This window comes from Cystobacter fuscus, assembly GCF_044360685.1.
Taxonomy (GTDB): Bacteria; Myxococcota; Myxococcia; order Myxococcales; family Myxococcaceae; genus Cystobacter; species Cystobacter fuscus_C.
On record NZ_CP043491.1, the window covers coordinates 9,633,766 to 9,657,663 of the forward strand.

The following is a 23,898-nucleotide window of genomic DNA, read 5'->3' on the forward strand; positions in this document are numbered from 1 at the left end:
GTTGCACGTGGGCGCACGCTTGAAGCACCGGGGGTCCATGATTAGGCTTGCCCGGCTGCTTCCGGCATCCCTCTTTTTACCCGATTCAAGTTCTCGATTTCATTGGGTTTTCACGCATCACCCCGAGGCTCACGGGCCTCACCTGGATGAACCATGCCGCGATTCTTTCGCCGGATCACCGCCGTCGCCGTTCTGCTGGGCGCCTGGGCCCTCGTTGGCAATGACCGCGCCCCCCTGCCCCTGACCCTGGGGGCCGCGGAGGCCGGCCAGGCGGGCTCGGATGCCCGCGCCGCTGGGGAGAAGACGGGCGGGCAGCAGCACGATCTCTCCTCCCTGCGCGTCTTCACCAAGGTCATCCTCTACGTGAAGGACAACTACGTCGATCCCAAGCGCGTGCGGCCCAAGGAGATGATGATCTCCGCGCTGGAGTACGTGGAGAAGAGCGTGCCGGACGTGCTCGTGGACGGCAGCGCCGAGACGGGCAAGCTCAACGTGAACGTCAACGGCAAGCTGCGCGAGTTCGACCTGAGCCACGTGGACTCGCTCTGGAAGATGTCCTTCACGCTCAAGGACGTCTTCGACTTCATCAACAAGAACATGCGTCCCATGGAGGACACGCGCGACATCGAGTACGCGGCCGTCAACGGGATGCTCTCCACGTTGGATCCGCACTCGGTGCTCCTGCGCCCCGAGGTGTACCGGGAGATGAAGCTGTCCACCAAGGGTGAGTTCGGTGGCCTCGGCTTCGTCATCCAGATGCGCGAGGGCAACCTCACCGTGGTCAAGGTGCTGCCCAAGACGCCGGCGCACCGCGCGGGCATCCTCAAGGACGATCAGATCAAGAAGATCGGCGAGGAGTCCACGGTCAACATGGACCTCAACGAGGCCGTGTCCAAGCTGCGTGGCCCCGTGGACAGCCGCATCACCATCACCGTGGAGCGCAAGGGCTGGGACAAGCCGCGCGCCATGACGCTCGCGCGCGGGATGATCTCCATCGACAGCGTGCAGCACAAGCTGCTGGCCGGCAACGTGGGCTACGTGCGGCTGAAGAACTTCCAGGGCAACACCACGCGCGACTTGCAGGCGGCGCTCTCGGAGATGCGCAAGCAGACCGAGGCCAAGGGCGGGCTCAAGGGCGTGGTGCTCGACCTGCGCGGCAACCCGGGCGGTCTGCTCGAGCAGGCCATCCAGGTGTCCGACACCTTCGTGTCCAACGGCACCATCGTCTCCACGGTGGGCCTGTCGGACAAGCTGCGCGAGGAGAAGAAGGCCCACGCGGACGAGGGCGAAGAGTCCTATCCGGTGGCGGTGCTGGTCAACGCGGGCAGCGCCTCGGCCTCGGAGATCGTCGCCGGCGCGCTCAAGAACCTCAACCGCGCGGTCATCATCGGCCGCCAGACGTTCGGCAAGGGCAGCGTGCAGGTGCTCTATGACTTCCCGGACGACAGCGCGCTCAAGCTCACCATCGCCAAGTACCTCACCCCCGGCGACGTCTCCATCCAGGAGGTGGGTATCGTTCCGGACATCGAGCTCGTCCCCTCCGCCGTCACCGACGAGCGCGTGGTGGTGTTCGCCCCCCGCAAGACGATTGGCGAGGCGGACCTGGATCAGCACTTCGGCAACCCCAACTCCGAGTCGGTGGCCAAGAAGCGCGAGGACGTGCTCGGCCGCGAGAAGCCGCTCGAGACGGTGAAGTACCTCAAGGTGGACCAGAAACAGCTGCAGGCCATCGCCAAGAAGCAGGAAGACGCGGCGAAGAACCCCGAGGGCGCCAAGGAGGACCCCAAGGCGCACGCGGGCAGCCACCTCCTGGACGTGGACTCGGTGGGCAGCAGCGAGGAGCTGGATGACCAGCTCGACGCGGAGAGCCAGGACGAGGTGAAGGAGGACTTCGAGGTGCAGTTCGCCCGCGACTACGTGCTCCAGGTGCCCTTCACCGACCGCAAGCAGATGCTGCAGAAGGGCAAGGGCTACGTGGAGAAGAAGATCGCCGAGGAGGCGCAGCGCATCAGCTCGGCCATCGCCGCCCTGGGCGTGGACTGGAGCGCCGGCCCGACGCCCAAGGACGTGAAGCTCGCCACCTCCTTCAGCCCCACGGCCGACCAGAAGATCACCGCGGGCGAGACGTTCGACATGGCCTTCACCGCGGAGAACAAGGGCAGCGAGCCCCTCAAGCGCGTGCGCGCCTGGACCGAGAGCGACAACTACTACCTCGACCGCCGCGAGTTCCTCATCGGCAGCCTGGCCCCCGGGGAGAAGAAGACCTGGAAGGTGAAGGTGCGCCTGCCCAAGGATCTCACCTCGCGCCGCGACGACGTGACGGTGAAGGTGCTCGACGACAATGGCACGCTGCCCACCACGCTGGTGAGCGAGCTGAGCTTCGTGGAGCTGCCGCGCCCCTCCTTCGCCTTCAACTGGCAGGTGGTGGATGACTGCGACACGTGCAACCGCGACGGCGTGGCCCAGCGCGGCGAGGACATCAGCGTCATCCTCGACGTGACCAACACCGGCAAGGGCAAGGCGCTCGACTCCTTCGCGCAGATCAAGAACGCGGGCGAGCCGAACATCTTCATCGAGAAGGGCCGCTTCAAACTGGGCGAGATGGCCCCGGGCGAGACCAAGACGGCGCGCTTCCAGCTCGCGGTGAAGAAGCCCCTCAAGGACGACCACTTCCAGCTCAAGCTGGCCATCCTCGACGAGCCGCTCGAGGAGCTGGCCATGGAGAAGCTGGAGCTGCCGGTGACGGATGCCCCGGCGCTCAAGTTCGAGGCGAAGAAGGGCTCGGTGAAGGTGGCGGACAAGGCGGAGCTGTTCGCCGAGCCGCGCGCGGACGCCGCCGTGGTGGGCCGGCTGCCCAAGGCGGCCACGCTGGCCGTGGAGGCGACGACCAAGGGCTTCTACCGGGTGGCGCTCGACAAGGATCGCTTCGCCTTCGTGCGCACCCAGGATGCCCGCGAGACGTCGGCCAAGGCCGGCCCCACGCCCGAGTTCGCGCACCTGTCGCGCCGCTCTCCGCCGGAGATCAAGCTCGACGTGGACCCGAGCCAGGGCGGGCTGGTGGCCACGGGCGAGAAGTACACCTTGAGCGGAGAGGTGAGTGACGCGCAGGGGCTCCTGGACATGTACGTCCTGGTGAACGACCAGAAGGTCTACTTCCAGGGAGCGGACACCAACGCCAAGGCGGGCACGCCGAACCGGATCAAGTTCTCCACCGAGTTCACCCTCAAGGAGGGCAACAACAGCGTCCTGGTGGTGGCGCGCGAGAGCTCCGACTTCGCCAGCCGCCGCGCGGTGCTCATCCGCCGCCGTCCGGCCGAGGTGGCCCAGAAGATCGCGCCTCCGGGCACGGCCGCCAAGCAGTAGGCCAGCGGTTCGCTGTCTCCGGGCGGCTTTCGGCGGAGTCCACGGACTCCGCGGGAAGCCGCCCGTTTTATTGACGCTCCACTCTCGCGCACGCTAGCGTCGCCCCCGTTTGGCGCCGTCGGCCAGCACGTGCGCCTGGGAGGCGGTTCTGAGGATGCGGACGTTCAGCCGGTGGATGGCTCTCGCGGTGCTGGTGGGCGGTCCCGCCGCGTACGCGGATCGCAACGACGTCGAGCTGTCGAAGCTCGGGAAGCCCGGCGAGACTTCCGCCAAGACGGGCTTCAGTACGGACTCCGACTTCCGTGCCTTCGCGCGCACACTGGGCGCGGTGATGACCGCGACCAACCTGACGCCGCCGGAGACGCTCGGGCACGCGGGCTTCGCCGTGGGCATGGAGCTGGGCGTCGTCGGGCTGCCCGGGGAGGCGTCGCGGCCGATGGTGGGTGAGCGAAGTGCGAAAGAGGGCCCGGCCCTGGTGCCCTCCATCCACGTGCGCAAGGGCCTGCCCTTCTCCATCGACGTGGGCGCGCGCGTGGGCTGGCTCGACCGCAGCAACCTGTTCGCCGCCACCGGCGAGGTGAAGTGGGCCGTCAACGAGGGCTTCATCCCGTGGCTGCCGGACATCGGCCTGCGCGCGCACGTGACGCACCTGCTCAACACGCGCGACTTCCACCTGACCGCGGGCGGCCTGGACGTGGGCGTGGGCAAGCAGTTCCCGCTCGGCGGCATGATCACCCTCACCCCCTACGGCGGCATCGACTTTGTGGGCGTGGCCGCCAAGTCGGAGCTGCTCGGCTTCGCACCGGATGCCACGGGCAAGGCGACTGTCGTCTCTGCCTACAAGCCGGTGAGCGCCGGGGAGAACATCAACACCCGCTTCTACGCCGGTGGACGCTTCATCGGCGGCGCGCTGCAACTCGGCGCCGAGGTGTCCCTGAGCAGCCAGGGCGCCATTCCCACGGGCACGAACAGCGCGGACAACCGCCCCCTGTCCGCAGTGTTCGCATTCAGCACCACGCTCGGCCTGGACTTCTAGCGCAGGGCCTCACGCACGGCGCGAGGCCGGTTGGTGATGAGGTAGGAGACGCCCATCTCCTTCAGCTCGCGTGCGCGCCGGGCGTCGTCCACCGTCCACACCGCCACGCGTAGCCCCCGCTCGCGCCACCCCTCCACGCGCTCCGGCGTGCACTGCTCGTGGTAGGGGTGCACCGAGTGCGAGGAGACGAGCGGCACCAGGCCATGAGCCTGCGGGCCCCAGCGCTTGTCCGGATCGATGAGGAAGCCACGGCGCAATGAGGGCGCGGCGGCGGCGGTCCGGAAGAGGCACACCGGGTTGAAGCTGGAGATGATGACCCGCCCGGCCAGCCGCCGCTCGGTGACGAGCCGGGCCGCCTTCACGGCGAGCCCTCCATCATCGAAGTGGTCGCACTTGAGCTCGATGTTGACGAGGAAGTGCGCGGGCAGCGCGTCCAGCACCTCCTCCAGCAGGGGAATGCGCGCGGGGGCGAAGCCGAGCCGGCTGCCCACGTCCGCGCCCTTCAGCTTCCACCAGGACGTGGTGCGCACCTCCCAGGGCAGGCCGGCGAGCCGCTCCAGGTGCTCGTCGTGGCACACCACCACCTCACCCGAGCCACACACCATGGCGTCCAGTTCCACGCCATCGGCCCCCTGGGTCACGGCCTCCTGGAAGGCGGCGAGGGTATTTTCCGGAGCATCGGCGCTGGCACCACGGTGGGCGAGCAGGAGCATGGCGTGGAGTGTGCGACAGCCCAGCCCGGGGCGCGAGCACTCTGGCGGCCCCCCAGGCGCCGACACGTGGCTTGCCTCCCCCGGGGCATTGCTGCACTGTGCGCCTCATGTTGGGACTGCGGCTCGGAGAACTGCTTTTCATCGGCTTCATCCTGGTGGTGGTGTTCTCCGCCGCGCGGATGGGTCAGCTCGGCAATGCCGTGGGCCGCTTCGTCTACTCCTTCAAGAAGGCCTCCAAGGGCGGAGACCTGGTGGACGCCAAGCCCCTGCCCCGCAACAAGCGGGGCCAGGACGTCACGGACGCCGACTACCACCACGACTCCGGCCCCAAGCGCGGCTAGCCGCCCTTGAGCAGACGCGCCGCCTGCTCGCGCAGGGAGGCATGCACGGAGGAATCCGAGGCGAGCTCCGCCAGGTCACTCCCGTTGAGCAGGGGAACGATCTTCACCCCCACCTCCGGCGGCAGGTAGGGGTTGAAGACGAGCGCGCGGCGCACCGCATGGCGTGCGGACCAGCGCGTCGACTTCCAGATTTCCACCAGGGGCTCGGGCCGGGCCGGGCGGCGAGCCGCCATGCGCACCACGATCTCCTCGGTGAGCCGGGGGTTGAGTAGCGCGTTGCGGATGACGGCCGGGTTGCTCACCGCGGACAGCCGCGCGAGCACGTCCGGATCCCTCGTGAGGCGGGCCTGCTGCTTGCTGTGGCCCAGGGACTGGGTGAAGGCCTTGGCATCCGCCCGGGCCGCCGCGCCCTCGTCGAACTCCTTGTGGGCGGGTGCCGTCTGGAAGAGGTCCGCCACCGACTCCAGGGACTGCACCTCGGCCATGCGGCGCAAGGAGTCCGCGTAGGGGATGCTCGAGGACTCCAGGCCGAGCGCCGCCACGAAGGAGGAGAGCACGCAGGTGGCGGGCTCCCAGCCCCCCCGGGCGAGCTGGATGACGTGGTGGAGCAGCTCGTTGGCGTCGAGCGGATCCAGCCGGGCGAGCTCCCGGGCGGCCGCCTTGCGGACGATCTCCCCGCCTCCCCCGCCCAGGGCATGGAGCCGGCGGACGACGGCCTTGGCCTCGTCACGGCTGGCCATTGCCCGCGCTTCCCTCCCGAACGCCTCCCGTGGTGGCCGCCACGTCCTGGGGCTCGAGCGTCACCTCCAACCGGAGGTCCGCCAGGTTCTCGGGGTACTCGAAGAAGAAGACGACGAAGGGCATGTTCGCGCCGGGAGCCACCGCCTCGGCGGCCGAGTCCAGACGGGTCCGCAGCGCGGCGGCGTCGCCGGCGGTGCGCACCGAGTACAGGTCCTCGGGCGTCGGCGGCGGGCCCGCGAGCCCTTCCGACGACAACACCCGCCGCTCCCCATCGAACAGCTCGACCCGGGCCTTCACCCGGATGGGCGTGGCGCCGCGATTGACCACCTCGCCCCGGACGAAGAAGAGGGGCTTGCCCCCCGTGGCCTCATAGAGCCCATTGGAGACGTCCCTGGCCACCAGCGGCGTCGTGGGCGACAGCCACTCGCGAATGCGCGCGACGGACAGATCGGACAACTCCACCCGGCCCTCGTTGAGCGAGGCGAGGGCCACGGCGAGCAGCCCGGCCAGGAGCACCGCGACCACCACGAACTGGACGGCCGCCGCCGCCAACCGCTGAACGATCCCGCGACCGGGGCGCGCCGCCGGGACCTCGGCGGGGGCCACCACCGGCGGCGCGGGCTTGGGCGCCGGCACATCGGCGAGAGCACCCCGGCCCGAGGGCGCGGCGTCCTGCGCGCGGAAGTCCTGGAACGGAGAAGGCCCACCCGGGGCGTTGCCCTGCTGCGCGGGAGCGCCCCAGTCCGGAACGCCCGAGGGCATGCCCTGCTGCGCGGGAGCGCCCCAGTCCGGAACGCCCGAGGGCGCGCCCTGCTGAGCGGGAGCCCCCCAGTCTGGAACGCCCGAGGGCATGCCCTGCTGAGCGGGAGCGCCCCAGTCCGGAATGCCCGAGGGCATGGACGGAGCGGGAGCCGCCGCGGCCGCCGGAGGCAGCGCGGACACGGGATCGAACGCGGCGAACGGGTTGTCGCTCTCGAACCCGCCCATGCTGGCGGGAGCCGGAGCCTGGGCCGCGACGGGCGCCGCGTTCCGGACCGGCACGGGCACCGGAGCGGGAGGCGGCGGCGCGGGTGGGGGCGGCGCCGGAGGGGGGACGAACGACACGAACGGGTTGTTGCCTTCGAGCCCCTCCATCTCCTCGTACACGGGGGCCGCGGGCGCGCTGTCCGGCGGCAACGCGAACGGATCCGCCGCCGCGAACGACGCGGGGGCCGCCGGGGCGGCATCCGGATCGAAAGTCGTCACGTCGGGTTCATCGTCCGGAGGCAGCGCGAACGGATCCGGTTCCTCGACGGGAAGGGGGACCGGAGCGGCGCGCACGGGCGCGGGCGCCGGGCTCCTGGCGGGAACATGGACCGGCACGGGGGGCGCGGGAGCCGGGGCGGGCTTCGGCGCCGGAGCGGCGCGCATGGCCATCGGCGTGGGACTCCGGGTGGGAACCGGCGCCGGCACCGGCGGCGCGAGCCCCGGGGCGGGCTTCGGCGCCGGAGCACCTCGCACGGCCGCTGGCGGTCTGGCCGCGGCCTGCTTCGGCGCGGGCGCATCCACCGTCGCGAACGGATTCTTCTCGTCGAACGACAGCGACAGCGCGGGCGTCAGTGGCCGATCAGCCAGTGCCCGGGCGGACGCCGACGACGTCTCCCCCGCGAACTCCATCAGCGGATCCAGATCGAGCGTCGCGGGGGTCCGTGGCGGATCCATGGACGTGACACGAGGCAGCCCGGGGGCAGCGCCGCGAGCGGCGGCGAGACCTGGCGGGGCGGCGGCCTGCGCGGGCTTCACGCCAGGCGGGACGGGCCTCGTCGAGGGAGCCGCGGGAGCCGGGGCGCGAGGGACCTCGAGGGGCGTCCCCACGCGGGCGGCCATGGCGGGCTTCGCCACCGGCACGGGGGCGGCCACGGCCGGCGCGGGCACGGCGGGAGCAACCTCCTCGCGCACCACCCGGAACGTATGCTGACACTTGGTGCAGCGGACCTTGACCCCCTTCTCCGTCACCTTCTCGTCGGGGATCTTGAACCGCGTCTCGCACTGCTCACACTTGACGATCATTAGGGCTCGGCCTGAGCCGGAGTATAGAGGCACGAGCACACCATCGCGAGCAACCCGTCGCGTGGCTTGCCCGCCCCCCCCCTCTGCTACAGGCTGACGACCCACCCGAGTACGCAAGCATCACCATGCGTCGCGGAGACACCAAACTATGAGCGAGCCAGAGCAGGCAGGCGTGCCGGCGAAGGAGCCTAAGGTCATCAAGCGATACACGAACCGCAAGCTCTACGACACCGTCGAGAGCCGGTACGTGACCCTCGACGAGATCGCCGCGATGATCAAGGAAGGCGTGGAGGTCCAGATTGTCGATAACAAGACGAAGGAGGACCTCACCTCGGTCACGCTCGCGCAGATCATCTTCGAGGAGGAGAAGAAGCGGAACCGGATGCCCCTGACGGTGCTCCGGGAGATCATCCGCCACCCGGGCGAGTCGCTCACGGACTTCATCCAGAAGGCCGTCACGCCCCGCGTGGCGTCCATCCGCGAGGAGGCCGAGTCCCGGCTCGACAAGCTGCTGCGCCGCGACGAGGCCACGCCGGGCGACGAGCCCGCGGCTCCCCCGGAGGACGCCGGCGGCACCGCGGCACCGGCTCCCAGCGGAGCGGCGGAGCTGCTCAAGGCCAGCCAGCGCGCGCTCGAGGACTGGCAGCGCCGGATCGACGAGCGGGTCAAGCAGGCGGTGGAGAACCTGGCCGGCAACCTGCCCGCGATGGGCCGCGACATGCAGGTACTCACCCAGCGGCTCGAGGAGCTCGAGAAGAAGCTGGACGAGATGGACAAGAAGAAGCAGTCCTGAGCCGTGGAGGGGGTGATGCCCCCGCGCCCCAACAGGGCACGGGGGCCTCCTCACACAGTTCCGGGGGGTATCACATCGGCTCGAGCAGGAATTGCTGGCAGTCGTTGTTCGACCATGCCCACTGCTGGAGCTTCGCCCCATCCCCACTGCTCGTGCAGTTCGTCACGTCGAGCACCTTGCCGCTGTGGCGCGCCTCGATGCGGACGTAGCCGTTGCCCAGGGAGACGGTCTTGAACTGCTGATTGGAGCCATTGGACCAGACCCACTGCTGCACCGGCGCGCCATCCGCGGTGCTCACGTCCGCCACATCGAGCGCCTTGCCGCTGTAGCGCGAGACGAGCTGGGAGTAGCCGCTGTCGGTCGGCTGGAGCGTCCACTGCTGGCTCGAGCCGGTGTGGCAGGCCCACTGGTGGATCTTCGTGCCATCCGCGGTGCTCGGCCCCTCGACGTCCACGCACTTGCCGGTGGCCTTGTTCACCAGGCGGTAGGCGGTGGTGGTGCCCCCCGAGGAGCCCGCCTTCCACTTGAACGAGGCGACCGAGCGCGGCGGCAGCGAGTAGTCGAAGGCCTGGCCGTTCCAGCGCACCTTGAAGGTGAGCGTCTGGCTGGCGTTGGAGTTGAGCGCCACCAGCGCCAGCGAGCCGTCCGGGTTCTTGAAGGCCACGGTCTCGATGTTGCCATTGCCCAGGCTCGTCGAGCCGATGCGCACCGCGCCCGCGCGCGCCACCTTCCCGAAGTGCGCCCAGGAGTAGTAGTCCTCGTTCTTCGTGTAGGTGCCCGTGGCGTTGTTCACCGTCAGCATGCCGCGGCAGTCGACGCAGCCGCCCGTGTAGGGGCCGTGGTTGGGATCCAACGCGATGTTCCAGTACAGGGAGCTGCGCGCCCAGTTGCGCAGCGGGCCCATGATCACGTTGCGCACGTTCCACGTGAAGTTGGCCGCCGCGTCCTTCGCCCACTCGCCGCCGGTGCACTCGGTGAAGTGGATCTCCTCGTTGGGATAGGCGTTGTGGAAGTCGCTCTGGACGGCGGAGCCGGTCTCGGGGCTCTCGTAGCAGTGCCAGGCCACGCCCGCGATGGCCGCCTGGGCCTGGCCGTTGTTGTAGGCCAGGGTGTCGTAGGCGAAGCGCGACGGGACGTTGTTCTCGTACCAGTTGTGATCCCAGGCGAAGATCTTCACCGAGCCGAAGCCCGCGTTGTTGAGCGCGGGCCGCAGGTTGTTGGCCGCGAAGTTCGCCTGGTCCGCCGGCTCCATCTGCATCGTCGCGTACGTGCTGTTGGCGTTGTGCGGCTCGTTCTGCATGCTCACCGAGTGGATGGGCACGCCCTGGGCCTTGTAGCCCTGGAGGAACCTGACGAAGTAATCGGCGTACATGCCGTACAGATCGTTGCGCAGGTAGCCGCCGCCGGTGAACGAGTTGTTGAACTTCATCCACGCGGGGGCGCTCCACGGCAGGGCGGTGATCTTCAGCTCGGGGTTGAGCTGGAGCGCCTGCTTGAGCAGCGGGATGATGTAGGCCGTGTCGTGGTTGATGGAGAAGCCATTCAAGTCACAGCACGTGTCGTCATAGCTGTAGTTGTTGCGCGCGAAGTCCGACGCCCCCATGGGCAGACGGACCATGCCGTAGCCCCCGCCCGCCGACACGCTGAACAGATCGTTCATGATGGCGTTGCGCTGGGGTGAATTGTAGATGAGCCACGCGGACGAGTCCGTCAGCGCACCCCCGAAGCCGTCGATGGTCTGGTAGGTCGTCGACTCGGTGATGTCGATCGTCGTCGAGGTGCCGCTCGGCGTTCCGAAGGTCTTGTTCGCCTCGGCGTTGAAGCGCTTGGAGAGGGAGCTGCCCGAGGTGGTGGTCAACCAGACCTGGACGGACTCACCCGCCGCCGAGGCGAGCGAGGGCACCAGCCCGCACAGGCCCCACATCGCCAGGGAGACACCCGTCCGCGTGTTCTTCTTGAAGAGAGTCATGAGCCAATCCATTGCGTGTGATGGGAAACCAGGATGAAGGAACGACGACGCCCAGATCCCCCCGTGGGAGGACCTGGGCGTCAGGACAAAGAGGTGTGGATTTCAGCCCGCGGGGCAGAACGTCACGTTGAGCTGCCGGCCCCCGTTGCAGGTGTAGAAGCCGGCCTGGTTGGCCGCCATGGGGTAGTCGTCGTAGGCGAACGAGTACACCGCGCCGCACTGGTCATGCACCCACTTGGCGTACTGATTGTAGGGCTTGCCGGTGTTGTAGTACTGGGCCACGTTCGTGCTGTCGGGGTTGTCCACCATGCCGCGGGTGATGGCCGAGCACCACTTGGCGCTCTGATCGAAGAAGGGCGCGGAGCAGGCATAGACCTGGGGCGTCTTCGCCGTGCCCGGGTTGCACTGGCCGGGGTACTTGCTCGCGCACCGGGCGATCTCGCTGTCCAGGCGGTTGCACACCGAGGCGCGGCGCGGGTCGCTCGAGTACTCCCCGTCGAGGCAGAAGGAGCGCGGCGCGAGGCAGATGGTGCCGCCCCCCATGTTGTAGCGCAGCCCGTCCGGACACGCGTTGGCGATGGCCGAGCTCAGCGCGCTGTAGCTCTTGTTGCACTGGGCCATGTTGCAGCCGTTGTTGCCCACGGTGGAGATCTGCATGGGCAGGCCCACGTGATCCACGTACGTGAGGTTGTAGTAGATGTTCTGCACGCCGTTGCCGTCGGGTCCGAGCGTGAACTCGGCCTTCTCCAGCTCGCGCGGCGAGGAGGGCGAGGGCAGCGTACGGTAGGCGCTCACGCGGCCGCTGGGGTAGTTGCTCGGCGCGTAGTAGGTGTAGCTGCCCCCGGTGCCGAGGTTGCGGTAGATCTTGTTGCCCGCCGAGTCCTTCTCCAGCGGGATGTCACCCACACCCGACAGGATGACGTTGAGGGCGAACGGGCACTTGTTCGTCACCACCACCGGCACCGTGCCCGTCGGAGGCGGCGTGCCACCGCCCGTCGAGCCCGTGTTGTACAGCTCGAAGTAGTCGAACTTGAACAACCAGTCGCCGCCCGTCGCCACGCCCTTGAAGAACAGGTTGTGCGTGCCACTGATGGTCGGCGTGGCGATGGTCAGGGTGGTGAAGGCATTCCAATCACTGCCCGTGGCGGCGTTGATCGCCACCGTGCCGAGCTTCGTGCCACTGCCCACCGCGTCGGCCCAGATCTCCGCCTTGCCGCCCGCGTAGGGCGCGCCCACGCGAACCTGGATCTGGTTCACGCCGCTGCCGAAGTTCACCCCGCTGTAGCCGATGACCTCGTTGACCTGGAGACCGGCCACCGACTGGCCGTCACCGCCGCCCTCGTTGAACACGGCACCGGCCGTCGTCAGCGAGGAGTTCCAGCCTTCCGCCTGGATGCGGCTGCCCACGATGGCCGTCTGCGCCTTGCGCACCAGGTCCTCGTGGCTGTTGGTCTCCGGCGTCTGGCCACAGCCCAGGGCCGCGGCCAGCATCAACCCCGCGCCACCCGCCAGCAGCGCACTCTTGCTTGTCACTCCAACAAGACGGAAATCCCGGAATGAATGGTGAGACATGGCTTCTCCTTGAAATGAGCGAAAATAGGAGAAGCCGACTTAATGATTCGGGTCAGAAAAAAGCGAGTCCTTTGGTGAGACGCCACGGACGGAGATGCCGCTCCACGGCCATGACACGGGGCGTCCTCACGCGGTGTCTGGGTTCACTCCACACCGCGAGTTCATCGCCACTCGGATCCGTGAGGTGAAAACGCTGCTCAATTCCTTGCTGAACCCCGTTCAGCCAACCGTCGTGAACGCTCGTGGAGTGCTCGAAACGAGTGGTGGCCGAGCGGTACCGCCCGGCGAGGTGTCCAGTGGGGTCTGGCTCGCCGAGCGGACCTGCTTCTGGCTACTTCTTCTTGGCGGCCGACAGCGCGTCCACCTTGGACTCCACCGACGTGAGCAGGCGCTCCAGGTCATCCACCTTGGCGCGCAGCTGCTCCAGGTCCGCGGTGGACGGCAGGTTCATGGCCGACAGGGCCGTGCGCAGCGCGCTGTCCAGCGTGCCCTTGGCCGCCAACGAGCGCGTCACCAGCGACTGCACCGCCGCGACGAACTTCTCGTTCGACATGAGCTGCTGGGTCAGCTTGCCCACGCGCTCCTCGCCCGTCTCGACGATTCTCTTCACCATCGGGTTGTTCATGATCATGGGGTTTCCTCGATCCGCGAATTGTCGGGGGGGACGCGGCAGGCCCCGGGTCCAACCACGCGGACTCTGGAAGCACGCGACGCGACGTGTCAAGTGTGTGTCGGACCCGCGACGGAGTGCGTTGACAGGTGGGGGGGCCGTCCCTAGGGTCCCCCCTCCCGATGGGTGCGCTGTTCGACAAGCGGTTGTGGATCGTTTCCGGCAAGGGTGGCGTGGGCAAGAGCACCGTCGCCGCCGCCCTGGCCCTGCGCTCGGCCCGCGCGGGCCGCCGCACCCTGGTGTGCGAGGTCAATACCCAGGAGCGCATCAGCGGCCTGCTCGGACACCGCCCCGTGGGCCCCCAGGTGACGCCCCTGGAAGACAACCTGTGGGCCGTGGACGTGCGCCCCCAGGAGGCCATGCGCGAGTACGCGCTCATGGTGCTGCGCTTCGAGACCCTCTACAAGACGGTCTTCGAGAACAAGGTGGTGCGCTACTTCCTGCGCTTCATCCCCTCGCTGCAGGAGCTGGTGCTGCTCGGGAAGATCCTCTTCCACGCCCAGGAGAAGCGCCCGGATGGCCAGCCCCTGTGGGACACGATCGTCATGGACGCGCCGGCCACGGGCCATGCCATCACCTTCCTCCGGGTGCCCCAGGTGCTCATGCAGACGGTGCCCCCCGGGCCCATGTCCCGCGAGGCCCTGAAGATGAAGGATCTCCTGGAGGATCCCGCGGTGACGGCCGCGGTGCTGGTGTCCCTGCCCGAGGAGATGCCGGTGAACGAGACGCTCGAGCTGCACGCCGCGCTGCGCGACCAGGTGCGGGTACGCACCCACGCGGCGGTGCTCAACGCCACCTTCCCCGAGCGCTTCACCGAGGATGACCTGGAGGCCCTGGTGGATCAGCCCGAGCTGCTCCGGGTGGCCCGGGCCCACCATGCCCGGGCCAACCAGACGGTGCTCGCGCAGCTCAAGCTGGAGCGCAACCTGCACGTGCCCGTCCACTCCGTGCCGCGCATCTTCACCCCGTGCTTCGACCGCTCGGCCATCGAGCAGGTCATGACCCACCTGGAGCCGCTGGTGACGGGGAAGGCGTCCCCATGAACGCGCTGTCAGCAGCCCTCGCGTCCAAGCGCGTCCTGGTGTCCGTCGGCTCCGGTGGCGTGGGCAAGACGACCATCTCCGCGACCCTCGCCCTGCGCGCCGCGGTGGATGGCCGCAGCAGCCTCGTGTGCACCATCGATCCGGCCAAGCGGCTCGCCAACTCGCTCGGGCTCCATGCCCTGGGCAACGTGGAGGCCGAGGTGCCCGCCAGCGCCCTGGAGCCGCTGGGCGTCACCGCCCGCGCCCGCCTGCACGCGATGATGCTGGACATGAAGCAGACGTGGGACGATCTCATCGTCAAGAACGCCCCCGCCGACAAGCGCGAGAAGATCCTCGCCAACCGCTTCTACCAGTCGCTCTCCAGCGCGCTCGCCGGCAGCCAGGAGTACGTGGCGATGGAGAAGCTCTGGGAGCTGCGCACCCAGCGCGACTACGAGCTCATCGTGCTCGACACGCCGCCCACCGCGCACGCGCTCGACTTCCTGGAGGCCCCCAACCGGGTGCTGGACTTCCTGGACAACGAGGCCGCCAAGTGGCTGCTCACCCCCGCGCTCGCCGCGGGCAAGGTGGGCCTGTCGCTCTTCAACCTGGGCAGCAGCTACATGGCGAAGACCATCTCCCGCTTCACCGGCACGGAGACGCTCCAGGAGCTGGCCGCCTTCATGCTCTCCATCGCCCCCATGAACGAGAACTTCCGGGTGCGGGCGCGCGGCGTGCGCGAGCTGCTGGAGGCGCGGCAGACGGGCTTCGTCCTGGTGACGAGCCCCGGCCGGGAGCGCCTGGACGAGGTGGTGCACTTCCACAAGCTGCTCAAGCAGAACGGGATGGAGATCGTGGCGGTGGTGGTCAACCGCGTCCACCCGATGCCTCCCGCCGCCCTCTGGGAAGAGGCCCGGAGCCTGCTTCCCGCCCGGCGCGCGAAGGTGGAACAGACACTGCGCGAGATGACGCTGCTGGCCGAGCAGGACGCCCGCGGCATCCTCGAGCTGCAAGCCGCCTGCGAGGGCACGCCCCTCGTCCAGGTGCCGCGCTTCGAGCTGGACGTGCACGACATCGGCGCCCTGTGGCGCACCGGACGCTTCCTGATGGGCGAAGAGGTGATTGCCCTGCCGCCGCCCCAGCTCACGGCCGGCTCGGGAACCCCATGACACGCGATGTTGTCCTGGGACAATGGACCTGGAGGGGCCCCGGGGGCCCCGAGAAGCGGAGGACATGGATGTCGGCCACCTGGCGCAAATGGGTGTGGGTGGGAGTGCTGGGTCTGGTGGGATGCCGGACGACGGGGTCCGCGGGCCGGGACGCCTCGGGCGAGCCCCGGCAGGAAGTGCGCTTCGACGCGGAGCGGGTGACGGGCAACGCGGAGCTCGCGGCGCTCAATGACGAGGAGCTCTTCGCGGCCGGCACGTCGGCCTTCGCGGCCAAGGACTTCGTCCAGGCGACGCTCTACTTCGAGCGGCTGGCGGACTTCCATCCCCAGAGCCCCCACCGGCGCGAGGCCATCTACCAGGCGGGACTCGCCCACGAGCGGCTGGAGCAGTGGGAAGCCGCGGCCCGGCGCTTCTCCGAGCTGGCCGACGCGAAGCAGGGCACCGGCGACGCGCTGGAGTCCGTCTTCCGCCTCGCCGAGACGCACTACCACCTGGAGCACTACCCGGAGGCCGCCCAGCTCCTGGCCACGGTCGCGGCACGCGAGGACCTGCCCGTGAGCAAGCGCCTGGAGGCCCAGGTGCAGCAGGGCGTGTGCGAGCTGGAGGCCGGGCAGCCCGAGAAGGCGGAGGCCACGCTGCGCCGCGCCGTCACCACCTACGAGGGGCTCGCGGACAAGGACGAGGTGCAGGACTACTACCCCGCCCAGGCCCACTTCTTCATCGGGGAGATCTACCGGCTGCGCTACGCGGACGTGGCGCTCGACCCGGGCAAGGGCGCCGATGCGCTCGCCAACGACTTGAACGACAAGGCCGAGCTGCTGCTGTCCGCGCAGGGCCACTACCTGCGCGCCATCCGCGTGGGCAATGGCCACTGGGCCACGGCCGCCGGCACGCAGATCGGCTCGCTCTACGAGGACCTGTACGAGAAGCTCGTGAACTCGCCGGCCCCCAAGGAGCTGGACGCGGAGCAGGCGGAGATCTACCGCGAGGAGCTGCGCCAGCGCGTGCGCGTGCTGCTCACCAAGGCCATCGACGTCTACGAGCAGACCCTGGAGGCGGCCGAGCGCATCGGCTCCCACAACACGTTCGTCGACAAGACGCGCCAGAGCCTGGAGAAGATGAAGGCCCTGCTGCTCCAGGACTCGGAGAACGCCGCCCCCGCCGGCACCCCGCCCCACTCCTGAGCTGGGTGCACGGAGGCTCCACCGGGTAGGCTCCCCCCATGGAGCCTCTCTTCACGCCCGAGCAGCTCGCCGAGATCAAGGCCTACCACCAGCCGCTCTACCTCGGCAGCGCGGTGAGTCCGCTGGTCTACCTCGGCGTCCTCGCCCTCATCCTCGGCGCGTTGGTGCGGCCCTTCCACCGGGGCGCCGAGGCCTGCGCGGCCTGGCTCTCCCGCCGGCTCGCCTTCCTCAGGACGGCCCCCGTCAGCCGCGTCATCCTCCAGGCCCTGGACCGCATCTGGGGTGAGCCGGGCTGGGGCACCGCGATCCTCTTCGCGCTGTTGGTGGACCTCTTCATCCAGCTCGTCCACACCCCCTCGAACATCTACTTCGACTACGTGCTGGAGCACCGCTACGGCATGTCCACTTACACCCCGCTGCGCTACGCGTTGGACGAGCTCAAGGGCCTGGCGCTCTCGGCCATCGCCACCTCCATGCTGGTGCTCGGGTTGTATGGCCTGGCCCGCCGGGTGAAGCGCTGGTGGCTCGTGCTGGGCATCCCCTCGGCGCTGCTGCTGCTGGTCGCCTCGGCCCTGGATCCCTACCGCGGACAGCTCTACTTCGAGCAGAGGCCCCTGGAGCCCGGCCCCCTGCGCGAGCGCATCACCGCCCTCATGGCCCGCGCGCACGTGCCCTTCGAGGACGTCCGGGTGGAGAAGACCTCCGTGGCCAGCAAGCGCCTGCAGGCCTATTTCGCCGGCCAGGGCCCCACGCGCGCCATCGTGCTCAACGACGTCATCGTGAAGGAACTCTCGCCCGAGGAGATCCTCGCCGCGGTCGCCCACGAGGCGGGCCACGTGCACGAACCGAAATGGCCGGGACGCATTGCCTCCTCGGTGGCGTTGATCGCGCTGCTCTTCGCCATCGACCGGCTGCTCCGGCTCGCGGCGAGGCGCGGGTGGTTCGGCACCACGCGCTTCGCCGACATCCGCACCCTGCCCCTGTTGTGGCTGCTCTCCTTCCTCGTCTTCTTCCTGAGCACCCCCGTGTCCGCCGCCTTCTCCCGCGAGCGCGAACGCGAGGCCGACCGCTACGCCCTCCAGCTCACCCAGGACCCCGCCGCCTTCCGGCGCATGCTCGTGAAGGCCGCCCGGGTGAACAAGATGGACCCCGATCCTCCGCGCTGGGCCGTCCTCAAGGGGCACAGCCACCCGCCCCTGAGCGAGCGGCTGGCGGCCGTCCCCCCCGCCCCTTGAGTCCGAACGGAGCCCCCCCGCTCCACCCAGCCCCCCCACGCGCGGACGGATTACGCCCGCGCCGCTTCTCCCTTCATCTTCTCCACGGCCGCCAGCGCGATGGCCTTCACCAGCGCCCGGGCCCGCCGTCCCGCCAGGGTCGCGCCCTCGGGGTCCGCCTCCACGGCATTCGCGATGTCGGTGAAGCCCTGCCGGTTGCCCTGCCGCAGGTACAGCTCGCCCCGGTTGACGAGCGCCACCGGATTGCCCGGATCGCGCTCCAGCGCCGCGCTGTACTCGCTGAGCGCCTCCTGCAGCCGGCCCAGCTTCTGGTACACCGTGCCCAGCGCCGCCCGGCTCGCCGCGTCCTGGGGATTTCCCGCCACCAACCCCTCGAAGAGGATGCGCGCCTCCTCGTGGCGCCCCGCCCCCGCCAGGTCACACCCCACCCGGGCGATGGCCTTCGCCTCCTCGAAGGTCATCCCCTCCACCTCCGCCCACGTCGCCTCTCCCCGCACGAACGCCTCGAGCTTTTGCACCGTCGCCGTGTCCATGGCCGCTCCCTCGTACTTGATGACCCGTCCCATCGCCCGGCTCACGCGCTGCGCATGTTGGAGAGGGCCGTCTTCGCCATCTCGTTGAACTTCATCGACATCGTGCTCATCATCTCGAACATCGTCTTGCGCTTCTCCACGAGTTGCTGCAGCCGCATGGACAGCCGGTCGATGTCACGCTGGGCCTCGGTGAGCGACTTCTCGTTGCCCTTCTCGTTGGAGATGCCCGCCTTCTTGTCCTGAGCCGCGGCGAGGCTGTCCATCGTCTGGAGGATCTCGTCGTCCATCTTCTCCGTGAGGTTCATGAGGATGGCGTTGATCTTCTCCTCCAGGCTCATGTTCGGATCGTTGATGATGCCCTTCACGCTCGAGCTGGCCGTGGAGCCGGACGTCGAACCCGGCGTCGAGCCCCCCGTCGTCGGACACGACGGCCCGGGACGAGGCCTCGCCGTGCCGCCCGCGGCCAGCTCCGCCTTCACCTTGCCGATCTCCCCGCGCAGGTCCCGCACATTGAACGCGTTGTCGTTCTTGATGGCCCGGAAGGGCGCCTCCATGAAGCCTTGCGCATCCGTCGAGACGTCGAGCCGCTCGAAGTAGCCCGGGTTGGCCACGAGGAAGCGCGCCGCCTCGCGCAGCTCGGGCGACACCCGGCGATCACCCGCGATGCGCTGGAGGTCCGACAGCCGCAGGGACCCCTCCATCTTTCCATCCGTCGCGTCGAGGTACTGGAAGTTGCGCTCCAGCGTCTGCAGCGACTGGAGGTAGTCCTTCATCTTGGGGTCCAGCCGCCCCTCGCCCCCGCCCACCGGCGAGCTCCCATGCGTCGGCCGCGAATGGCCCCCGCCCACCGGAGAACTCCCATGCGTCGGCCGAGAATAGCCCTCGCACGCCCGCGCGCTGTCCTTCGGCGGGCAGTACTCGGTGGACGCGGGCGGGTTCTTGCCCAGCTCCTGGGCCACTCCCGCCGCACCGTCCATCGCCAGCATCACGTTGCCCGTCGCCGCCCCAACAATCGCCTTGGCGGCGTTGGTGATGACGGGGGGCAGACCCAGTGCGTTGCCCAACGTGTCGACGAGAAAGCCTCCCGACAGCACGTTCGTCAGTCCTCCAAACAACTTCCCGATGCCTTCCATGGTGCCTCCCGCGCGGGACGAGGGCTCCGTGCCCCCGAGCACCGCGTCGTGTTGCGCGCCGGACGCATTGCAGCGGCGATGCCGCGTCCCCAATGCCTCGTCAGACCAACGAATTCAGAGGGTTGGCTCGGCCCGTGCGACAGGCGGCGTCCTGGGCATCGGACGGGGCGGTCCACGGACGAGGATTGAGGCTAGATTGCGGCGCGCATGCGCACCCTGGGCCTCGACGTGGGCACCAAGACGATTGGCGTCGCCGTTTCAGATCCCCTGGGCCTCACCGCCCAGACGGTCACCACCATCCGGCGAAGCGGCCTCAAGGCGGACCTCGCCGCGCTCAAGGCGCTGGTGGAGGAGTACGAAGCCCAGTGCTTCGTCGTCGGGCTGCCCCTCAACATGGATGGGAGCGAGGGACCGCGCGCCGAGGCGACTCGCAAGTTCGTGGACGTGCTCACCCAGACGTTCGGCCTGCCCGTGGAGCTGTGTGACGAGCGCCTGTCCACCGTGGCCGCCCAGCGCACCCTGCTCGAGGCGGACCTGTCGCGCGCCAAGCGCCGCGAGGTCATCGATCAGATGGCCGCCCAGTTCATCCTCCAGGGCTGGTTGGATGCCCGGAGCATCGCGCGGACCACGAACTTCCACGCCGGGGATGGCGACGATCCGGAGGAGTGAGCCCACCTCGCGAGCGTCTCGCTGACCGCTCGCCGGAGGTCATCCGCGAGGGGACGAGGAAGCAGCGGGGAAGGCCGCCCTTCTCCGGGCGTGCGCATGTCCATCTTCCAGGGACAGGGGATTTCCCCTGTCTTTCGATGAGGTGGGCCATGGCGGTGACAACTCAAGAAGGGGTTCGAGTCAGCATGATGACGAGCGCTCCCGTGAATGTGCGCTGGGGGGCGATCTTCGCGGGAGCGGTAACCGCGCTCGGTTTGTGGGCGCTGCTGTACACGCTCGGGTTGGCGTTGGGCTTGTCCTCCATCAACCCGGCGGACGTGGGAAGCGCGAAGTCCTCCGGCATCTTCACGGGCATCTGGGGGCTGCTCTCTCCCCTCATCGCGCTCTTCGTGGGCGGCATCGTGGCCGGGCGCGGAGCGGGAGTCCTGAGCCGGTCGAGCGGCGGCTTGCACGGACTCGTGATGTGGGGACTCACCACGCTCGTGGGCATCTGGCTGCTGGGCAACGTGATGTCCTCCGTGGCCGGGGGGTTGTTCTCCGTGGGCAAGACGGCGGTCCAGGCCACGGGAGCCACCGTGGCGGCGGGCGCTTCCCAGGCTGGCAACGTGGGAGAACTGGCGCGCAGCTTCGGCCTCGACGCCAATGATGCCCTGCGCCCCATCAACGAGCGCCTGGCCGCCGAGGGCAAGCCCACCGTGACCGCCGAGCAGCTCGAGGGCGCGACCCGGGACGTGGTGGGAACCGCGGTACGCGAGCGGCGAATCGATCGCGAAAACCTGCTCCAGGCCATCACCGCCAACACCAACCTCTCGCACTCGGACGCCCAGGAGGTCGCCATCCGCGTGGAGAACCAGTTCAACGCCTTCCAGGACAAGGCCGGACAGGCGGCGCAGAACATCCAGACGGGCGCGCTCAAGGCCGCGGACGCCACGGGCAAGGTGTTCTGGGGGGTCTTCGGCGCGCTGTTCCTCGGCCTCGTCTCCGCCATCCTCGGCGGCATCGTGGGCGTGAACCGGCACCAGAAGGAGCTCGTGGAGGGCTCGCGCGTTCCGCCCGAGGGCACGCTGCCGCCCACCCGCCGGGAGGTCTACCCGTAGCGCGTGCCCCGAGGCCCCGCGGCGCGCGGCGACTCAGCGCCGCGCGCCAGCGGACCCGGGGACCTGCCGCGCCCGCCGGGGCAGGCGCAGGGTGAAGGTCGTCCCCGCGTCCTCCGTGGAGCGCACCTCGACGGAGCCGCCGTGGGCCTGGGCGATGCGCTGCACGATGAAGAGCCCCAGCCCCAGGCCGGAGCTCGGGGACGTCTCCCCCGACACGGCCCGCCGGAAGGGCTCGAAGATCTCCGGCAACAGCCTCGCCGGGATGGGCGGCCCTTCGTTGTGCACCTCTACCCGCACGGCGTCTTCCTCGGCGTGCAGCACGAAGTCCACCGGGGTGCCCGGCGGGCTGTAGTCGAGTGCGTTCTTGCCCAGGTTGCCCAGCAGTTGGACGAGCCGGTCCGCGTCCCAGACGCCCTGGAAATCGCCCTCGGCCCTCAAGCGCAACCGCCGGCCCGGGTGGCTGCTCTCCAGTTCCTCCAGCACCTGCTGGCAGAGGTGGCGCAGGTTCGCGGCTCGAGGCTGGATGGGAATTCCTCCACCCAGCCGTCCCCGGGTGAAGTCGAGCAGCTCGCCAATCATCCGCCCCATGCGCTCGGCGCTGGTGACGATGCGGCGCACCTTCTGCGTGTGACCCGGGGGCATGGCGTCCAGCTTCAACAGCGCGCTGGCCGACAGCAGGATGGCATTGAGGGGGTTGCGCAGATCGTGCGAGACGATGCCCAGGAAGCGCTCGCGGAACTCCGCCGTCTGGCGCATCCGCTCCTCCTGCTGCTTGCGCTCGGTGATGTCCGACACCACGCAGCCCACCCCGAGCACCCGTCCATCCAGCGCTCGCACCGGAAAGTAGTCCCCCACCCAGTGCGCGGAGACGCCGGAGGCCCCGGACGAGGGAACCTCGAACTCGTGACCCTTGAACATCTCCCCGGTCTCCAGCACCCGCCGCAGGAGCGGCTCGATGCACGCGGCCTTGTCGCCGAGCACCTCGGCCAGGGTCCTGCCCGGAAAGGCCTCCATGGAACGACCGTGGGCGGCGGCGACCATCTCGTTGACGCGCACGTAGCGCAGCTCTCGGTCCAGGAAGGCCAGGCCCACGGGCGCCGTGGCCAGCAGCGCGTCCAGCAGCGCGAGCGTCTCGAGCCGCTCCTGCTCGCGTCGCAACCGCTCGGTCTCGTCCCGGGCGTTGAGCACGGCGCCCACCAGTGAGCCATCCGGCCGGCGCAGCGGCGACGCGGTGCCGCTCAGCGTGCGCACCGAGCCATCCGCGTGCCGCACCTTCCACCGGGCCTCCGTCACCACCTCGTTGCGCAGGGCGCGGAAGAGCGGCAGCTCCTCGGTGCGCAGGGGCCGCTCGTCCAGGGTGAGCAGTCCGTAGGCCTCGCTCCACTCCGACGGAGGCACGTCCTTCAGACCAAAGCCATGCATGCGCGCCGCCGCGGAGTTGAAGACCCGCAGCACGCCCCGCGCATCCGCCATGACGATGGAGTCACTGCTCTGCTCGATGAGCAGTTGCAGCAGTTGCCGGCCCTCCTCCGCCTCCACGCGCGCGGCGTGCTCCCGCGCGGCGAGCCCCGCCTGGATGATGAGCGCGGTGACCCGGCTCACCATGGCGCGAAAGAGCAGCTTGTCCTCGTTGGAGAACTCGAAGGTGGTGCGGCTGCCCATCTGCGCCACGCCGATGACCTCGCCGCCGTACATCAGGGGCACGCCATACAGGGCCCGCGTTCCCCGGGACCGGAACGCCTCGCAGCGCACCCGGGGATCCGTCGCCGCCGAGCGCACCTCGAATGGGCGCTGCTCCGCCGCGATGTGCCCGCTGAAGCCCTCGCCCAGGCGCTCGCGGAAGTCCCGGTCCCCATCGCCCTCCAGGCCCACCGACGCGCGCATGCGCAACACGTCGTCCTCGCGCAGCAGCAGGGAGACGGAGTCCACCGCCTCGGTGGTCTCCAACATCACGCGCAGCAACCTCGGCAGGAAGACGTCCAGTTCCTCCGTCCCGAGCGCCGCCTCGGAGATGCGGTCGAGCGCCACCAGCGTGCGCTCGCGGGCGCGGGTGTAGCGGGAGACGGCGGCGGACACCGCCTCGTCGAACGTGCGGTTGAAGGACACCATCTCCCGCATGGCCACCACCAGGGACGACGCCCCCACGCAGGTGAGGTGCTCGCCATAGAGCTGGAGGATGCAGGCGCGCAGCAGCGCGTACTCCTCGGCCACTTCGTCCAGGTCGTAGCCCGAGTCCAGCCGCTCCAGGGCGTGCACCTCGGGCATCTCGTCGAGCGACGACTCACCACCGGTGTGGACCGTCTCCACCACGTTGGCGATACGGTCCAGCAGGTCTGGCAGGTGATCGAGCAACCGGGGCTGGGAGAGGCCCTGCGCGTAGGGAAGCTGGCGAACGGCCCCTTCCCAGTCCGCCAGGATACGAGCCCGCTGTTCGCGGATGAAGCTGCCCAGGTGCAACTGCTCCGTACCGCCAGTGCCGTGCTTGACCATCCGCGGAGCAACGTCTCGCGCGGCCCTCATTCAGCCCGGAGCCTCGACGCCTCGTCCCCCTGGCGGTTCCCCCGAGAGGAGGAGGAGGGCCCGTCGCATGGCCGGGCCCCGGGCGAGCG

The 23,898-nt window shown here is 69.3% G+C and carries 19 protein-coding genes; 10 read left to right on the top strand and 9 right to left on the bottom strand.

Annotated elements, in window-relative coordinates:
* The first annotated feature begins 153 nt into the window (after positions 1–153).
* Together F0U63_RS39500 and F0U63_RS39505 are read left to right on the top strand one after the other, a co-directional pair.
* Positions 154–3,363: an MXAN_5808 family serine peptidase gene (locus F0U63_RS39500; protein WP_395838511.1), complete on the top strand. Its 3,210-nt coding sequence runs from the start codon at positions 154–156 to the stop codon at positions 3,361–3,363.
* A 154-nt stretch (positions 3,364–3,517) separates the two neighbouring features.
* Positions 3,518–4,399: a hypothetical protein gene (locus F0U63_RS39505; protein ID WP_395838513.1), complete on the top strand. Its 882-nt coding sequence runs from the start codon at positions 3,518–3,520 to the stop codon at positions 4,397–4,399.
* Here F0U63_RS39505 and F0U63_RS39510 read toward each other — a convergent pair.
* Positions 4,396–5,112: a glycerophosphodiester phosphodiesterase gene (locus tag F0U63_RS39510; protein ID WP_395838515.1), complete on the bottom strand. Its 717-nt coding sequence runs from the start codon at positions 5,110–5,112 to the stop codon at positions 4,396–4,398. The two genes, F0U63_RS39505 and F0U63_RS39510, sit on opposite strands and share 4 nt — an antisense overlap.
* Positions 5,113–5,219: 107 nt before the next feature.
* Here F0U63_RS39510 and F0U63_RS39515 point away from each other — a divergent pair, with 107 nt between their 5' ends.
* Positions 5,220–5,453 (top strand): twin-arginine translocase TatA/TatE family subunit, encoded by a 234-nt coding sequence (locus tag F0U63_RS39515; RefSeq protein ID WP_395838517.1) that lies wholly within the window; start codon positions 5,220–5,222, stop codon positions 5,451–5,453.
* Here the strand turns inward: F0U63_RS39515 and F0U63_RS39520 are convergent.
* Positions 5,450–6,193 (bottom strand): hypothetical protein, encoded by a 744-nt coding sequence (locus tag F0U63_RS39520; RefSeq protein WP_395838519.1) that lies wholly within the window; start codon positions 6,191–6,193, stop codon positions 5,450–5,452. The genes F0U63_RS39515 and F0U63_RS39520 overlap by 4 nt on opposite strands.
* Positions 6,180–8,243 carry a zinc-ribbon domain-containing protein gene (locus F0U63_RS39525; RefSeq protein ID WP_395838521.1) on the bottom strand — a complete coding sequence of 688 codons (2,064 nt, stop codon included), beginning with the start codon at positions 8,241–8,243 and terminating at the stop codon, positions 6,180–6,182. The genes F0U63_RS39520 and F0U63_RS39525 overlap by 14 nt, the downstream gene beginning before the upstream one ends.
* 148 nt (positions 8,244–8,391) lie before the next feature.
* Between F0U63_RS39525 and F0U63_RS39530 the strand changes: the two genes are divergently transcribed.
* Positions 8,392–9,036, top strand: coding sequence for a polyhydroxyalkanoate synthesis regulator DNA-binding domain-containing protein (locus F0U63_RS39530; RefSeq protein WP_395838523.1), 645 nt, complete (start codon positions 8,392–8,394; stop codon positions 9,034–9,036).
* Positions 9,037–9,106: 70 nt separating this feature from the next.
* On the opposite strand, the gene F0U63_RS39535 is transcribed toward F0U63_RS39530, so the two are convergent.
* From F0U63_RS39535 to F0U63_RS39545, 3 genes are all read right to left on the bottom strand, one after another.
* Positions 9,107–11,005: an RICIN domain-containing protein gene (locus F0U63_RS39535; RefSeq protein ID WP_395838525.1), complete on the bottom strand. Its 1,899-nt coding sequence runs from the start codon at positions 11,003–11,005 to the stop codon at positions 9,107–9,109.
* 102 nt (positions 11,006–11,107) lie between these two features.
* The gene (locus F0U63_RS39540) at positions 11,108–12,538 is read right to left on the bottom strand and encodes a beta-1,3-glucanase family protein (protein ID WP_395838527.1); all 1,431 of its coding nucleotides are present in this window, start codon (positions 12,536–12,538) and stop codon (positions 11,108–11,110) included.
* Between the two features lie 370 nt (positions 12,539–12,908).
* On the bottom strand, positions 12,909–13,208 hold the full coding sequence (locus tag F0U63_RS39545) for a hypothetical protein (RefSeq protein ID WP_002632664.1): 300 nt from the start codon (positions 13,206–13,208) through the stop codon (positions 12,909–12,911).
* A gap of 161 nt (positions 13,209–13,369) precedes the next feature.
* Between F0U63_RS39545 and F0U63_RS39550 the strand changes: the two genes are divergently transcribed.
* The 4 genes from F0U63_RS39550 to F0U63_RS39565 all read left to right on the top strand — a co-directional run bounded on the left by F0U63_RS39550 (position 13,370) and on the right by F0U63_RS39565 (position 17,857).
* Positions 13,370–14,290, top strand: a complete 921-nt coding sequence (locus F0U63_RS39550) for an ArsA family ATPase (protein ID WP_395838529.1) — start codon at positions 13,370–13,372, stop codon at positions 14,288–14,290.
* A complete protein-coding gene (locus tag F0U63_RS39555) occupies positions 14,287–15,438 on the top strand; it encodes an ArsA family ATPase (RefSeq protein ID WP_395838531.1) in 1,152 nt (383 codons plus the stop codon). The genes F0U63_RS39550 and F0U63_RS39555 overlap by 4 nt, the downstream gene beginning before the upstream one ends.
* A 68-nt stretch (positions 15,439–15,506) precedes the next feature.
* Positions 15,507–16,622 carry a tol-pal system YbgF family protein gene (locus F0U63_RS39560; protein ID WP_395838532.1) on the top strand — a complete coding sequence of 372 codons (1,116 nt, stop codon included), beginning with the start codon at positions 15,507–15,509 and terminating at the stop codon, positions 16,620–16,622.
* Positions 16,623–16,660: 38 nt separating this feature from the next.
* Positions 16,661–17,857, top strand: a complete 1,197-nt coding sequence (locus F0U63_RS39565) for a M48 family metalloprotease (RefSeq protein WP_395838534.1) — start codon at positions 16,661–16,663, stop codon at positions 17,855–17,857.
* 50 nt (positions 17,858–17,907) lie between these two features.
* Here the strand turns inward: F0U63_RS39565 and F0U63_RS39570 are convergent, their stop codons facing one another.
* A complete protein-coding gene (locus F0U63_RS39570) occupies positions 17,908–18,423 on the bottom strand; it encodes a tetratricopeptide repeat protein (protein WP_395838536.1) in 516 nt (171 codons plus the stop codon).
* Positions 18,424–18,431: 8 nt separating this feature from the next.
* Positions 18,432–19,523: a hypothetical protein gene (locus F0U63_RS39575; RefSeq protein WP_395838538.1), complete on the bottom strand. Its 1,092-nt coding sequence runs from the start codon at positions 19,521–19,523 to the stop codon at positions 18,432–18,434.
* 207 nt (positions 19,524–19,730) lie between these two features.
* On the opposite strand from F0U63_RS39575, the gene ruvX reads away from it, so the two are divergent.
* Positions 19,731–20,192: a Holliday junction resolvase RuvX gene (gene ruvX / locus F0U63_RS39580; protein WP_395838540.1), complete on the top strand. Its 462-nt coding sequence runs from the start codon at positions 19,731–19,733 to the stop codon at positions 20,190–20,192.
* 185 nt (positions 20,193–20,377) lie between these two features.
* Positions 20,378–21,289 (top strand): hypothetical protein, encoded by a 912-nt coding sequence (locus F0U63_RS39585; protein WP_395838542.1) that lies wholly within the window; start codon positions 20,378–20,380, stop codon positions 21,287–21,289.
* A gap of 33 nt (positions 21,290–21,322) precedes the next feature.
* Here F0U63_RS39585 and F0U63_RS39590 read toward each other — a convergent pair whose 3' ends face one another.
* Positions 21,323–23,809, bottom strand: a complete 2,487-nt coding sequence (locus tag F0U63_RS39590) for an ATP-binding protein (RefSeq protein WP_395838544.1) — start codon at positions 23,807–23,809, stop codon at positions 21,323–21,325.
* Positions 23,810–23,898: the final 89 nt, after the last annotated feature.

What these genes read in the sequence shown, in the direction of transcription:
- F0U63_RS39500 (WP_395838511.1), top strand. Translation starts at nt 154, where the DNA reads ATGCCGCGATTCTTTCGCCGGATCACCGCCGTCGCCGTTCTGCTGGGC.
- F0U63_RS39505 (WP_395838513.1), top strand. Translation starts at nt 3,518, where the DNA reads ATGCGGACGTTCAGCCGGTGGATGGCTCTCGCGGTGCTGGTGGGCGGT.
- F0U63_RS39510 (WP_395838515.1), bottom strand. Translation starts at nt 5,112, where the DNA reads ATGCTCCTGCTCGCCCACCGTGGTGCCAGCGCCGATGCTCCGGAAAAT.
- F0U63_RS39515 (WP_395838517.1), top strand. Translation starts at nt 5,220, where the DNA reads ATGTTGGGACTGCGGCTCGGAGAACTGCTTTTCATCGGCTTCATCCTG.
- F0U63_RS39520 (WP_395838519.1), bottom strand. Translation starts at nt 6,193, where the DNA reads ATGGCCAGCCGTGACGAGGCCAAGGCCGTCGTCCGCCGGCTCCATGCC.
- F0U63_RS39525 (WP_395838521.1), bottom strand. Translation starts at nt 8,243, where the DNA reads ATGATCGTCAAGTGTGAGCAGTGCGAGACGCGGTTCAAGATCCCCGAC.
- F0U63_RS39530 (WP_395838523.1), top strand. Translation starts at nt 8,392, where the DNA reads ATGAGCGAGCCAGAGCAGGCAGGCGTGCCGGCGAAGGAGCCTAAGGTC.
- F0U63_RS39535 (WP_395838525.1), bottom strand. Translation starts at nt 11,005, where the DNA reads ATGACTCTCTTCAAGAAGAACACGCGGACGGGTGTCTCCCTGGCGATG.
- F0U63_RS39545 (WP_002632664.1), bottom strand. Translation starts at nt 13,208, where the DNA reads ATGATCATGAACAACCCGATGGTGAAGAGAATCGTCGAGACGGGCGAG.
- F0U63_RS39550 (WP_395838529.1), top strand. Translation starts at nt 13,370, where the DNA reads ATGGGTGCGCTGTTCGACAAGCGGTTGTGGATCGTTTCCGGCAAGGGT.
- F0U63_RS39555 (WP_395838531.1), top strand. Translation starts at nt 14,287, where the DNA reads ATGAACGCGCTGTCAGCAGCCCTCGCGTCCAAGCGCGTCCTGGTGTCC.
- F0U63_RS39560 (WP_395838532.1), top strand. Translation starts at nt 15,507, where the DNA reads ATGTCGGCCACCTGGCGCAAATGGGTGTGGGTGGGAGTGCTGGGTCTG.
- F0U63_RS39565 (WP_395838534.1), top strand. Translation starts at nt 16,661, where the DNA reads ATGGAGCCTCTCTTCACGCCCGAGCAGCTCGCCGAGATCAAGGCCTAC.
- F0U63_RS39570 (WP_395838536.1), bottom strand. Translation starts at nt 18,423, where the DNA reads ATGGGACGGGTCATCAAGTACGAGGGAGCGGCCATGGACACGGCGACG.
- F0U63_RS39575 (WP_395838538.1), bottom strand. Translation starts at nt 19,523, where the DNA reads ATGGAAGGCATCGGGAAGTTGTTTGGAGGACTGACGAACGTGCTGTCG.
- ruvX (WP_395838540.1), top strand. Translation starts at nt 19,731, where the DNA reads ATGCGCACCCTGGGCCTCGACGTGGGCACCAAGACGATTGGCGTCGCC.
- F0U63_RS39585 (WP_395838542.1), top strand. Translation starts at nt 20,378, where the DNA reads ATGATGACGAGCGCTCCCGTGAATGTGCGCTGGGGGGCGATCTTCGCG.
- F0U63_RS39590 (WP_395838544.1), bottom strand. Translation starts at nt 23,809, where the DNA reads ATGAGGGCCGCGCGAGACGTTGCTCCGCGGATGGTCAAGCACGGCACT.